Source organism: Vibrio sp. ZF 223, from assembly GCF_003050585.1.
In the GTDB taxonomy this organism is placed as follows: Bacteria; Pseudomonadota; Gammaproteobacteria; order Enterobacterales; family Vibrionaceae; genus Vibrio; species Vibrio crassostreae.
The window spans coordinates 85,177-98,643 of the sequence record NZ_PIGB01000003.1 but is presented as its reverse complement, the minus strand read 5'-3'; the positions used below and the strand labels follow the sequence as shown (position 1 = coordinate 98,643).

Sequence of the window (13,467 nt, the reverse complement as noted above, 5' to 3'; positions counted from 1 at the left end):
GTTATGCCTCTACCGATTTTTCTTTGTAGCGACGAACGCGGATGTCTGCTTGCTCTTTGTGGCCAGCGAAACCTTCTAGTGCACATAGACGTGAACAGTACTCACCGACTTTTAGTGAAGCCGCTTCAGTTACGCGCTGGTAAGTACATGTTTTAATGAATTTACCAACCCACAGACCGCCGGTGTAGCGTGCTGCTTTGTTTGTTGGCAGAGTATGGTTAGTACCGATACATTTGTCGCCGTAAGAAACGTTTGTCTCACGACCTAAGAACAACGCGCCGTAGTTGGTCATGTTATCTAGGAAGTACTTAGGATCTTTTGTCATTACTTGAACGTGTTCTGACGCAATATCATCAGCTACTTCAACCATCTCCTCGTAGCTATCACATACAATAACCTGACCGTAGTTTTCCCAAGCCTTACCAGCGACTTCAGCAGTAGGAAGAATCGTTAGCTGACGCTCAATTTCTTTTACTGTCTCTTTAGCAAAAGTTTCGCTATTGGTTAGCAGTACCGCAGGAGAGTTGTAACCGTGCTCAGCTTGACCAAGTAAGTCCGCAGCGGCTAATTCAGGATCACATCCCTCTTCATCCGCAATCACTAGCGTTTCTGTTGGGCCAGCAAACAAATCGATACCAACACGACCAAACAGCTGACGTTTTGCCTCTGCAACAAATGCGTTACCTGGGCCAACGATCATATCTACTGGAGCAATCGTTTCTGTACCAAGCGCCATCGCACCCACCGCTTGTACGCCACCAAAACAGTAAATCTCATCCGCACCAGCCATCGCCATTGCCGCTACAATCGCCACATTTGGTTGGCCATTAAAAGGAGGAGCACAAGCAATAACACGCTTCACGCCAGCCACTTTCGCAGTAAGAACACTCATGTGCGCTGATGCAACCAATGGGTACTTACCACCTGGGATGTAACAACCAACACTGTTTACTGGCACGTTTTTGTGGCCCAGTACAACACCCGGCATGGTTTCTACTTCTACATCATGCATTGAGTCACGTTGGATCTGAGCGAAGTTGCGAACTTGTGTTTGTGCAAATTCAATGTCGTGCTTAGTAGATTCGTCCAATGCGTCCACACATGCCTGAATTTGGTCATCTGTTAAGCGAAACTGCTCCGGAGACCAGTTATCAAATTTTTCTGAAAGCTCACGTACTGCACTGTCACCTTTCTTTTCGATGTCAGAAAGAATGTTCTCAACCGTTTGACGTACTTGCGCGTTGTTTGATGCTGATGCTTCTTCAGTGATGCCGTGTTTTAGAATGCGAGCCATGCTTAATTCTCCTTGTGGCGTATGCCTAGTGTTTGCTTATGTGTAGTTTTAACAGAGTTTATTTTTTGTTTTGTATACTTTTGGATACGAATGCAAAATAAACATAAACATTTTTTTAACACTTGGCAAATTCATTTCTCAACTTGAAAAATCAAATGCAACTTATTGTTTTAAAGATAAAAATCATTTCAAAACGGCCAGACACGATACCTGGCGGATTAAAATACAATCAATTTATGTTGCATTGATCACATTGTTTTTACTCTTTTTTACAACAACACATGTTAAGTTTTGCATACCTTTGCAAAAGCGAACGAAAAGTAATGGAGAATAAAAAGTAATGGATAACTTTAAGAACACACTGAACAACACCGAGCTACTTGGGACTTTTGTAAAAACCCCTCACCCACACATCATTGAAGTGCTTGCGTTGGCGGAACTCCCTTTCATTGTGCTAGACGCAGAACACGCCCCTTTTGATAGATCGACACTGGATAGCTGTATTCTTGCTGCGCGCGCGAATCAACTCCCTTGCGTGGTTCGAGTTCAAGATAGCCAGCCGTCGACCATTTTGAATGCGTTAGATTGCGGTGCGACAGGAATCCAGATCCCTCACGTATGCAGCGCCGAGCAAGCAGAAAAACTGGTGAAGATGTCCCATTATGGTGAAGGTGGCCGAGGCTATGCAGGCTCAAGCCGCGCAGCAAAATACGCAACTAAACCAATGGCAAGTCACTTGAAAGACAGCCAGAACAACACGGTAGTGATTGCGCAAATTGAAGATCCAGAAGGTGTGGTAAATGCTGAATCAATCGCAAAAGTGGAAGGCGTTGATGCCCTGTTCATTGGCCAAGTAGACTTAGCCGTGTCTTACGGTGCTGAAAGTGTGAATGATGAATGCGTGCGAGAAGCGAGCATAAAAACAATCAAAGCAGCTCAACAGGTTAACAAGCCTGTGGGAATGTTTGTCGCAAATGCTCAAGCGGCTCGTCACTGGAAAGAGCTCGGCGTTAACTTCTTTTGCGTCGGTTCTGAACACAAAATGATCATTGATGGCTTTCGAAATGAGCAAGCCGTCATGAAATCATAATTTTTCTTTGTGATTTCAAATGTTACACGTATTGTAATTATCAAACCTTGCTCATTAGAGTCTGTTGACCTAATCAAGGTAGCGCTTGGATTTATCGCGATATAAGGAGATTCACCATAAAAGCGAAAGTTACCTCTATTGATGTTGCCAAAATGCTTGGCGTTTCTCAGTCTACTGTTTCTCGGGCATTCAGTCCGACAGCTAGCATTAGTGAGAAGAAGCGTAAAATGGTTATGGATGCCGCGACCAAGCTTGGCTACACGCCAAATGCGATCGCCCGCAGCCTTATTTCCAATCGTTCAGGGTTAGTGGCTATCGCACTTGATAGCGAATCAAACCCAATGTACGACTTGCAATCTCGTGCACTCGCGATGGAAATTCAAAAGCGCGGCGGTCAAGTTGTCCTTTGCCCTATCGACAAAGACGACTTGGATCTCGCCATTTCACGTGCAATTGAATATCAGGTTGATGGCTTGATCATCGCCACCAGTCGCCTGACCTCTCGTGCGTTTGCACAATGTGAAAAGTTTGGTGTTCACTTAAGCCTCATCAACCGATATACCGAAGGTGTCAATGCGAACAGCGCTGGCCTAGACAACCAGCAAGCTGGCACGCAAGCAGCAGATTATTTACTTGATAAAGGCTACAAACAGCTGGCTTATGTAAGTGGTGACGCAGGTTCCATGACCAGTGACAAGCGTTGGTTAGGCTTCTCTGAAACCGTAAAAACACGTGAAGCAGCTTCCCCTATCTTCATCAATGCAAAATACAGTTTTGAGGCTGGATTAGAGGCAGCGAAAGAGCTGATGGAACACACATCAAAACCTGACGCCGTGTTCTGTGCCAATGATATCCTTGCCATGGGTGTTATGGACGGCCTGCGAAAACTTGGTTGCCATATCCCGAAAGACTTTGCCGTCATGGGCGTGGATGATATCCCAATGGCCGCATGGCCGAGTTACGATCTTACGACTATTGCGCAACCAGTAGACAAGATAGTACAGAGTGCAGTGGGAGACTTGATGCAACGTATCAATGAAAATACCGATGCCAAAGGGGCTTACCTATTGGAACCCGGAATTATAGTGGAACGAGGTAGTACATCACTAAGTTCATAAAAGGTTTAGCCAACTTAGTCCCATCTCCAACTTATTAAATCCGCTGTTTTTCCCATAAACAAAACGTCACTCAATTTAGAGTAGAAGCCCTAATATCATATTAGGGCTTCTTTCTGTGACCTCGCCTAAAATTTCTTCTATTCGAATTAACTTCTTTATCACTTTTATGGATTTGTTATTGACTTGTTAGTTGTGTGTTTATATTTTGGATTCGTATGCAAAATAAGGATATGAAGTGCGGAATAAAAACCCACTGACCAACATGACTCTAATGAATGCACATAAAAAGTCATGTGATGAAAAAGGAAGAACAATGAAACGCGCAATCTTTACCTCGATAACTGCCCTCGGCTTAACCCTATCTAGCATGAATACGTTTGCAAGCAATGTGATTCGTCTTGCTCACGATAGCCAAGAAACTTCACCCGTACATAAAGCGATGCTTCACTTTGAAAAAGAACTTGAAGCTCGCTCTAATGGCGAACTTGAAGTGGAGATCTACCCAGCTCGACAGCTCGGTGATGTTCGTGAAACCACAGAGCTTGTTCAGCAAGGTAACTTACAGATGACGTTTGGTGCATCGGTGCTGCTTTCACCTTACGTACCTGAGTTCAACGTACTTGATGTTTTCTACCTATTTGATTTGAAGACGAAGCGCAAGCACACAAGGCGTTAGACAGTGACAAGATCGGCAAACCACTTCTTAATTCAATGAAATCGAAAGGCTTTCATGGCTTAGGCTTCATGGAAGTTGGCTTCCGCAGCATCACCAATAACAAGCAACCTATTAACAGCATTGAAGACTTGAACAGCTTAAAAATTCGTTCAGCGTCTAACCCAACACAAATTAGTGCTTGGAAATCGGTGGGTACGGCACCGACACCGCTTTCTTGGGGTGAGATCTTCACTTCGTTACAACAAGGCTTAATCAATTCACAAGAAAGCGCGGTTTACTCTATTTACGCTGAGCGTTTTTATGAAGCACAAGAGTACCTATCGTTAACTAACCATATTTACACTAACTACGTGCTATTCATGAATAAAGAGTTCTGGGATTCTCTACCGAGTGATCAACAGGCGCTTATCAATGAAGTAAGCCAAGAAACCATCGCGGTACAGCGTGATCTAGCAGCGAAACAGAACCAAGAAGTCATCAAAGAGCTTGAAGCGAAAGGCATGACAGTAAACGTAGTGCCAACCGACGTTCGTGCTCAAATGAAAGAAAAGATGAATGCTGCGGTTTACCAAGAACTTCGTAGCAAAACTGGTGAAGCGCTATTCGACAGTGTGATCACAGAAATAGAGCAACTCTAATTTACTGATCACGATTGCTAGCCCTTCATGGGTGCCCGTTATTGACTCAGGCTTTGAGGCTTCGTTTAAAGCAGCTTTATTGCTTTACAGACAAACCGCTTTAAAGCCTGAGATGCAGTTCATTCATTGGCATTCAATGCCCTTTTCAACACTCTTTGGAGTTACGTATGAAATGGTTTCGCCTGTTCGACCGATACTTCGAACCAACACTGATCGTACTTTCTATCTCGTTGATGACCGCGCTACTCTGTTTACAGATAGCATTGCGCCTATTTGACGCTTCAATTGCTTGGGCAGAAGAACTTGCCCGCTACCTTTTCGTTTGGGCGATGTACTTAAGCATCAGCTACTGTATTCGTGATGATCGACATATTCGCATTCGCCTATTCATCGACAAACTACCAGGTAATCTAACCCACTACAGTTTGATTCTTTCAGACCTTATCTACCTTGCCTTCAGCTGCACCGTTGCCTGGTTTGGTTTCAAAGTGATTGGTCGGAGCCTGAAACTGGGCCAAATAGCTCCAGCAATGGAAATCCCGATTGCATGCCTATATGCCTCTGTACTTGTTTGTGCCGTGCTCAGTGCCATTCGCCTTGTCGTTAGCATCAATAAGCGCATTTCAATTATTGCTTACTCACCAAAGTCGGTTCGACTAACGCAACACCGTTACCGTCACTTGAAAGCAAAACACCGCACTTCTAACCGCTTGTTGGAGCTAAGTTTATGACCTCTGCTTTGTTATTTGGTAGTTTTGGATTACTGCTTCTTATTGGCGTTCCCGTAGGTATCGCACTCGCAGGTGCCAGCATGCTGGCAATCTTGAGCCTACCCTTCTTAAATATCGAATTTTTAGTTCAGGGCTTGGTGACAGGCCTAGACTCTTTCCCACTATTGGCCGTAGTACTCTTCACATTGGCCGGTAACCTAATGAGCCAAGGCGGTATATCAAAACGTCTTTTGCATGTTGCTGAAGTCTTCTTTGGTCACTTCACCGGTGGCTTGGGGATTGTAGCTATCGTTGCGTGTATGTTCTTTGCCTCCATCTCTGGTACAGGTTCAGCAACCGTTGCGGCTATTGGCTTAACCATGATTCCGTCTATGGTGAAAAAAGGCTACGACCGAAGCTTTGCTGGTGCATTGATTGCCTCATCCGGCGGTATCGGTGTAATTATTCCACCGTCTGTTGTAATGATCGTGTATGCCATTACTGCAGAAGTGTCCGTAACGAAAATGTTCATGGCTGGTATTCTCCCTGGGGTTGTCGTCGGACTCGTCCTTATCGGTTACTGTTTGATCGTCTCTAAAATCCGTGGCTACAAAGGTAACGATAAGAAAGCGACATGGCCTGAGAGACTGGCAGCGCTTAAAGAAGCGATTTGGGCAATGCTATTACCCGTAATCATTCTTGGCGGCATCTACTCTGGTGTATTCACGCCAACTGAATCAGCGGCGATTGGTGTGTTATACGGCTTGTTTTTCGGCATGTTTGTTTACAAAGAGTTGGATTACAAAAAGGTCGTGAAGATCATTTTAGAATCTTCGTTATTAGTAGGTGCAGTACTTGTGATTGTGGGCGCTTCAGTTACCTTTGGTCGAATCCTAACGCTTGAGCGTCTACCAACCGAAATCGCACAATTCATTCTCTCTATCACGGCAAACAAGCTGCTCATCTTGCTATGTATCACCGCATTGCTACTGATCGTTGGTACATTCATGGAGACATTAGCGGCGATTGTTATCTTAACTCCAATCCTGCTGCCTATCGTAACCGCATTAGGAATGGACCCAATTCACTTCGGTATCGTGATGATAGTGAACCTAGCCATCGGGTTTGTTACTCCCCCACTCGGAGCCAACTTATTTATGGCCAGTCAGGTGGGTAATGTGCCGATTGAATCCTTATCTCGAGAGATTCTAGGCTGGATTGGTGCCATGCTCGTTGCTTTGATGATCATTACCTTTGTGCCAGCGATATCATTGTATCTTCCAGAGTTATTGTCTTAAGCGTTTCCGTGAACAAAGCCACTCAATATTCATCTTTGAGTGGCTTTTTCAATCCAACCATTCCCAAAGTTATCGTTGCATGCGAATCCATTTTCAATTAAACAAATACAAACAAAAAATTAACAATCTAAGTAAAACTCCATCGTGTAAGAATAATTACTCTAAATTTTCTCTCATCATGACTTCGACATAACAAATCGTCACAGAGCATTCTCCGATTTAATACCCACCTCGCCAAACCACCTGCAACACCTATAAATACAACCACTTAAGTTGAATTCCACTGCATTCAAACCTAATCATCTTGTTCATATACACTCGATAAACAGTGAACCATCACTCAATTATCTTACAGAGAACCGCATTTTGAGAGTTGTTAAAAAACAGATCAAACCCACAATAAAGAAACATATGCAAAACACCTCATTGACACTGCGATAACAAAAAGCAATATTGGATACGTAACCAAAAATAATCCAATAACTAATTTTATAACGCATCAGGAGGTGATTAATGGCTATGGTTGGCTTTGATTCTAAATGGCAAGATTTTCCAGACTACATATTAGGTATCACTAAAGAAATTTGGGAAGGTCGAGGTCTGAGTACCCTACATAACTATTACTCACCTGACATTATCGTCCGTACACCACTCTCCATCACCAAGGGAAACGAAAAGGTCATCAGCGCGACCATGGGCACACTAGCCGAGTTTCCGAACCGTACCTTATTGGGTGAAGACGTTATTTGGTCAGGGACTCCTGAGCAAGGCATGCTTTCATCACATCGAATCATTTCTACAGCCACTCACACTAATGATGGTGTATTTGGTAAAGCCACGAACAAAACACTTAAGTTTCGAATTATCGCAGACTGCCATGCCATCAATAACCAAATCAATGACGAGTGGATGATCCGAGACATCGCTGCGATTGCAAACCAACTGGGTATGACGTCAGAAGAGTACGCTCGTCAACAAATCGAAATAGAAGGTGGCGTTGAGCAATGCCCATTCCCTTTCACTCCCCAAGTCGACATTCAAGGCCCTTACCTTGGCGTAGGTAACGACCATGAATACGGTCAGCGCTATGAAGACATACTGCGACGTGTAATGAGTGCTGAGTTCTCAGTAATCCCAAAAGAATATGACCGAGCTTGTATCGGCGAATACACGGGTGGTCAAACTGCACTCTCTCATAATGAGATCGACCAGTTTTGGATGTCACTGCGCTCTTCATTTCCGAATGCGGAATTCAAAATACACCACCGTATTGGTCGCAATGACGAAACGATGTCACCACGTGCAGCTATTCGTTGGTCGCTACAAGGTAAGCATGAAGGCTACGGCATGTTTGGAAAGCCTACAGGAAAAGACGTTTACATCATGGGAATCAGCCATGCAGAGTTTGGACCTTGGGGTCTACGCAGAGAGTTTACACTACTTGATGAAAGTGCTGTCTGGAAACAGATTTTAATCCAAATCGGTTAACTATATAAGGAAGTATTATGTTGAACAGCTTGATAGAAAATTTCTACAGATCCTATTTTAACGCTCACTCATCAGAACGGACTCAAGTAGCCCACGAGGTGCTAAATGCTGACGTTAAATGGTGTGTCGCTCATCCAATTAACGACGTCTCTGGTGTCGATAAGACGGAGCAAGCGTTTCTATTACCGCTAATAAACTCGCTACCTGATGTTGAACGACGCCCTTCAATCGTTATGCAAGGTGAATACGAAGGCCGCACTTGGGTAAACTCTACGGGTTATTTTGTCGGTACATTTACCCAACCGTTATTTGGTATCCCGGCAACAGGAAAAACGCTCTACTTACGCTACACCGAAATGGTTTGCACCCAAGATGGTCAAATTACTGAATCCTACCTAATCCCTGATTTTATTGATGCAATGAACCAAGCTGGGGTTAATCCGTTGCGCAAGAGCCTAGGCCATGCTGGATTAGTCCCTGCCCCGGCGACTCAAGACGGAATACAGACAGGCAGCATCGCAGCGGAAGAGAGTGAGAAAAGCCAAAAGCTAGTGCTAGACATGCTGGATTGCTTGGGTCGATTTGATGGTAAACGCCTTGATTCAATGGATTTAGAAAACTACTGGCATGACGACTTTATGTGGTATGGACCTGCTGCAATTGGTACGACACGTGGAATTCAAGGTTTCCGAGACCACCATCAAGGACCATTTGTATTTGCCTTCCCTGATCGAAGTGTCGATATAGAGCTCAATATTTTGCCCAAAAATGACTACGTATCCACAGGTGGTTGGCCACACATGCACGGTACACATACAGGCAGCAGTGGCTGGTTAGGGTTAGCACCGACAGGCAAGCACATCGAGCTTCGCGTTATGGATATCTGGCGACGAGAAGGCGAACTACTCAAGGAGAACTGGGTCGCTATCGATATCGCACACATCTTAAAACAGCTTGGCTACGATCTGTTTGAGCAAATGGAAGAACAATTAAAAGGACGCGAGCATGTATGAGTTTGGCGCTTTAAACTGGACAATTCTTGGAACCTATATCGTCCTAACTTTAGTTATGGGTGCACTGGTTGGTAGACGTGTGACTTCCGCTAACCAATTTGCGTTAGGTGATAAAAATATTCCATGGTGGGCTATAGGTATCTCTGTTGTGTGTACCTATGTCAGTGCGATGTCTTTCTTGGGGGGACCAGCTTGGTCTTACAAAGAAGGCTTGTCGGTGATCGCTATCCACCTAAACTACCCTTTGGTGATTTTCTTTATCGTTGCTGTGTTTATGCCGTTTTTCTACAACAACGGTCTTACTTCAATTTATGAGTATCAAGAACGACGCTTTGGTAAAGCTTCGCGTATCACTCTGTCTTTGATTTTCTTGATTAAACAGGCGATAAGCTCAGCTGCGGTTTTATATGCGACCTCGTTAATCCTCGAGTTCATTACCGGTATCGACGTTACCTACTGCATCGTCATTGTCACTGTTATTGCGCTGATCTATACCGTAATGGGAGGAATTGCCGCCGTTATTTGGACAGATGTCATTCAAGCGGTCATTTTGTTTCTTGGGGCATTCATCATCATCGAAGCCGTTTGGAATGGCATGCCACAACCCATGACTGAAGTGATGCAAGATCTTAAGTCACAAGGCATGACCAATGCGTTGCAAACCAATTTAGATTTAAGCCAAGTTACCACCGTGTGGGCTGGCGTTATCGCAATGACAATGTTCCACACCACTGTGTATGGCGGTAACCAAATGATGGTTCAACGCTGCATGGCGGCGAAAAGCATGGGTGATGCGAAAAAAGTGATGCTGATGATGGGTTACGTTGCGTTCTTCATCTACTTCGTATTCATTCTGTTAGGCGTGTTATTTAACGCTTACTACGATGGTAAAGAGTTTGAGAATGGCAACACCATTATCCTGCACTATGCCAGTGAATATGGTATGCCTGGACTGATGGGAATCATCGCCGCAGCTATCCTTGCGGCAAGTATGTCGAGCCTAGATTCCGCGTTCAACTCAATGGCTACCGTGTCTGTTACTGACTTCTATAAACGCTTTTACAAGAAGAACGAGTCAGAGGAGCATTACCTCAAAGTATCGCGTTTCTTCACGGTTATGTGGGCGCTATGTATCATCATTCCAGCCTTCATGTTTGCAACCAGCACCGGCTCAGTTTTAGAAATATTGAGTAAAGCGGGTTCCTATTTTGTAGGTGCAAACTTCTGTATGTTCGTGCTTGGTTTCTACTCCAAACATATTACAGAAAAGGGACTATTAATTGGTGTCGCAGCAAGCTTCGCCGCGATTTGGTATGTTGCGGTTGCGACTGATATTGCTTGGCCTTGGTACTGTGTAATCGGTGTTTTCGTCAATGCGATTGTCGCCTACGCTGCAAGCTTGCTGCTAACTGGCAAACAGACAGAAATGCACCTTTATACCGTCAAAGGTCAGCAAGCAGAGTATGCACGCTTGAACAAGCCAATCAAAGAAGATGGGTGGTATGTTGTGCCGGGTAAAGTCGATGCACCTTGTTGGGGGCTACTCGTGATGTTCGTATTCTCACTCGTTCTACTTTGGGGGATTAACGAGTTCATTGAGAACGCACCAATGTTGATCAACTTTATTCGAGTCTGCTCGGTTATTGTTGCGGCAAGTGTCATCGGTTATATGATTTACTCATTCAAGCGATCTAAGACGTCAAATGAAGTAGAACAAACCAGCTAGAGTTATCCTCAAATTAAACTAGCTACAACAAAAAAGGCTCACTATCACAGTGAGCCTTTTGGTATCTGGCAAACGCTAAAAATACATGTAGCGAAGCTATCGAAAAATCGTTTTAGAGCTGTAGTTTAGAAGAATTCAATCGAGTTACGGCCGCTTTTGTCATCACGTGTTGGCTTAGGCGTGTCCGCTTTCTTTTTCGGTTTATTTTCTTTCTTCTTCTCTTTTTTCTGTTTCTTAGGTTCAGCTTTAGCGCTTAGCATCTCTGCAGTGCTGCGCTGTGACTCTTTCTTGCTTGAACCCTTTTTAGACTGACCTTTCTTCGCCTTGTTATTTTGTTTAGGCGCTTCTTTCTTTTTCGGCTTTTCTGATTCTTCTTGTACTGGTTGATCACACACCACTACATAGTATTCTTGGTTGAATTCAAAGAAGTCGCCATCGTACATTTTACGACGCTTACGCGTTTCCAGCTCACCATTTACCGCTACGTATCCTTCAGAGATGATGTGTTTAGCTTCACCGCCACCACTCACTAGGTTAGCAATTTTAAACACTTTGTAGAGCTCAATTGGCTGTGATGAAACATCAATACCAATGGCTTCAATTTCAATCTCTTCGCCTTCTTCGCCCAGCTCTTGGCCTTCGTAATCAGCGTCTTCGTAATGTTCTTGGTCCATGGTGACCTCTACCTAAATATGTACTTCTGGAATATTGGTCGCAGTGTAATCTTAAAACAACTAAATGACCATGTTGAATTGATCAGGGCATCATTTGCTTTAGTGCTAATACCTACGCTATAGAGCACCACCAACGTTCGAGAGATTCACCAACTGCTTGGTATATTCATGTTGCGGATTACCAAACAAAGTCTCAGTGTCGCCCTTCTCTATCACCTCACCCGCTTTCATCACGATGGTGTAATGACAGAGGGATTTCACGACATTCAAATCATGGCTAATAAACAAATAGGTCAGGCCATACTTTTCTTGAAGTGACTTCAGCAAATCCAACACTTGAGCTTGAACCGTTCTGTCGAGTGACGACGTCGGTTCATCTAACAAGATAAACTCTGGCTTTAAAATCAGAGCGCGCGCAATTGCAATACGCTGCCTTTGTCCGCCAGAAAACTCGTTTGGGTAACGGTGGCGAGTCTCAGGGTCGAGATCGACCTCTTTCATTACTTCACAGATACGTTGATCGAGTTCGCTCTCATCCAATTGTTGATGCACTAACAACCCTTCACCAATCACCTGAGCAACTGACATCCTTGGGTTCAATGCCGAAAACGGATCTTGAAACACCACTTGCATACGGCTTCGAAACGGCAACATCTGTTGGCGGTTTAAGCCTTGAAGCTGTTCATTCGAATAGGTAATTGACCCTTCGCTATCCACTAGCTTGAGTATCGCCATCCCAGTTGTTGATTTACCCGAACCACTCTCACCTACTAGGCCGATTGAGTGCCCCTTTTTCAAGGTAAACTCCATATCGGTAACGGCTTTGACGTGCGAAATCGTACGCTTGAATAAGCCGCCCGTGATCGGGAACCAAACTCGAAGTTGGTCAACATTAAGTAGAGGCTTGCTATCTGGTGATACAGGAACAGGCAAACCTTTAGGATCAGAGTTAATGAGTTTTTGAGTGTAAGGGTGAGTTGGTGCATTAAACAATGTTTGGCAATCGTTACTTTCAACCAAACGACCATCTTTCATTACGGCAACTCTATCGGCAATCTTACGAACGATACTTAAGTCATGGGTAATGAAAAGCATCGCCATACCCAGCTCTTGTTGCAGATCTTTTAGAAGATCAAGGATCTGCGCTTGTACCGACACATCCAATGCGGTTGTTGGCTCATCAGCTATAAGCAGCTCAGGTTCGTTGATCAGTGCCATTGCGATCATCACGCGTTGGCGCTCTCCACCAGACAACTCATGTGGATAGGCTGAAATTTTTTGCTCTGGGTAACGAATACCCACCTTTGAGAGCCACTCTATCGCCAAGGCTTGCGCTTTGTTGGTTCGCATACCTCGGTGAATGGCTAAGGTTTCAACCAATTGTTTTCCGATTCGATGAAGTGGATTAAGCGAAACCATAGGTTCTTGGAAGATCATCCCAATGCGACCACCACGAATCCCGCGCAATTGCCTTTCTGAACAACTCAGAATATCGGTGCCAGAGAAATTGATCTTACCGTTTAGGTAGTGGGACGAACCTTTAGGTAACAGCTTTAAAATCGAATTAGCCGTGACCGATTTACCAGAACCACTCTCGCCTACCAGCGCGAGCGTTTCACCTTTGTATATTTCTAAAGAGACATCTTGTGTCACTTGTTCTATCGAATCTTTTCGCCCGAAACCGACAGACAGTTTGTCTATCGTTAAAACTGGAGAAGCAGGAACTGTATTTAAAGTCATAA

The 13,467-nt window shown here is 44.3% G+C and carries 12 protein-coding genes; 9 read left to right on the top strand and 3 right to left on the bottom strand.

The annotated features are described in order from the left end of the window. Nucleotide 1: 1 nt before the first annotated feature. Nucleotides 2-1,294 carry a histidinol dehydrogenase gene (hisD, locus tag CWO13_RS07945; RefSeq protein ID WP_017631601.1) on the bottom strand — a complete coding sequence of 431 codons (1,293 nt, stop codon included), beginning with the start codon at nucleotides 1,292-1,294 and terminating at the stop codon, nucleotides 2-4. A gap of 340 nt (nucleotides 1,295-1,634) precedes the next feature. On the opposite strand from hisD, the gene CWO13_RS07940 reads away from it, so the two are divergent. From CWO13_RS07940 to CWO13_RS07905, 9 genes are all read left to right on the top strand, one after another. Then, nucleotides 1,635-2,384 carry an HpcH/HpaI aldolase family protein gene (locus CWO13_RS07940; RefSeq protein WP_108082753.1) on the top strand — a complete coding sequence of 250 codons (750 nt, stop codon included), beginning with the start codon at nucleotides 1,635-1,637 and terminating at the stop codon, nucleotides 2,382-2,384. 152 nt (nucleotides 2,385-2,536) lie between these two features. Continuing rightward, on the top strand, nucleotides 2,537-3,502 hold the full coding sequence (locus CWO13_RS07935; RefSeq protein ID WP_108082752.1) for a LacI family DNA-binding transcriptional regulator: 966 nt from the start codon (nucleotides 2,537-2,539) through the stop codon (nucleotides 3,500-3,502). Nucleotides 3,503-3,815: 313 nt separating this feature from the next. Then, complete coding sequence (gene dctP, locus CWO13_RS23665) at nucleotides 3,816-4,178, top strand: TRAP transporter substrate-binding protein DctP (RefSeq protein WP_258186373.1); 363 nt, start codon at nucleotides 3,816-3,818, stop codon at nucleotides 4,176-4,178. Between the two features lie 11 nt (nucleotides 4,179-4,189). After that, nucleotides 4,190-4,816, top strand: a complete 627-nt coding sequence (locus tag CWO13_RS23660) for a TRAP transporter substrate-binding protein (protein ID WP_258186377.1) — start codon at nucleotides 4,190-4,192, stop codon at nucleotides 4,814-4,816. A gap of 167 nt (nucleotides 4,817-4,983) precedes the next feature. Continuing rightward, nucleotides 4,984-5,547, top strand: coding sequence for a TRAP transporter small permease (locus tag CWO13_RS07925; protein WP_108082751.1), 564 nt, complete (start codon nucleotides 4,984-4,986; stop codon nucleotides 5,545-5,547). Next, a complete protein-coding gene (locus CWO13_RS07920) occupies nucleotides 5,544-6,824 on the top strand; it encodes a TRAP transporter large permease (RefSeq protein ID WP_108082750.1) in 1,281 nt (426 codons plus the stop codon). The genes CWO13_RS07925 and CWO13_RS07920 overlap by 4 nt, the downstream gene beginning before the upstream one ends. A gap of 513 nt (nucleotides 6,825-7,337) precedes the next feature. Further along, a complete protein-coding gene (locus tag CWO13_RS07915; protein WP_108082749.1) occupies nucleotides 7,338-8,312 on the top strand; it encodes a nuclear transport factor 2 family protein in 975 nt (324 codons plus the stop codon). 17 nt (nucleotides 8,313-8,329) lie between these two features. Then, nucleotides 8,330-9,325, top strand: a complete 996-nt coding sequence (locus tag CWO13_RS07910; protein ID WP_108082748.1) for a nuclear transport factor 2 family protein — start codon at nucleotides 8,330-8,332, stop codon at nucleotides 9,323-9,325. Next, complete coding sequence (locus CWO13_RS07905; RefSeq protein ID WP_108082747.1) at nucleotides 9,318-11,051, top strand: sodium:solute symporter family transporter; 1,734 nt, start codon at nucleotides 9,318-9,320, stop codon at nucleotides 11,049-11,051. Before CWO13_RS07910 ends, CWO13_RS07905 begins: the two co-directional genes overlap by 8 nt. A gap of 125 nt (nucleotides 11,052-11,176) precedes the next feature. Here CWO13_RS07905 and CWO13_RS07900 read toward each other — a convergent pair whose 3' ends face one another. Both CWO13_RS07900 and yejF read right to left on the bottom strand, forming a co-directional pair. Then, nucleotides 11,177-11,725: an RNA-binding S4 domain-containing protein gene (locus tag CWO13_RS07900; protein ID WP_108082746.1), complete on the bottom strand. Its 549-nt coding sequence runs from the start codon at nucleotides 11,723-11,725 to the stop codon at nucleotides 11,177-11,179. A gap of 117 nt (nucleotides 11,726-11,842) precedes the next feature. Continuing rightward, entirely contained in the window at nucleotides 11,843-13,465 is a 1,623-nt protein-coding gene (gene yejF / locus CWO13_RS07895) for a microcin C ABC transporter ATP-binding protein YejF (protein ID WP_108082745.1), read from the bottom strand. Nucleotides 13,466-13,467 lie beyond the last annotated feature (2 nt).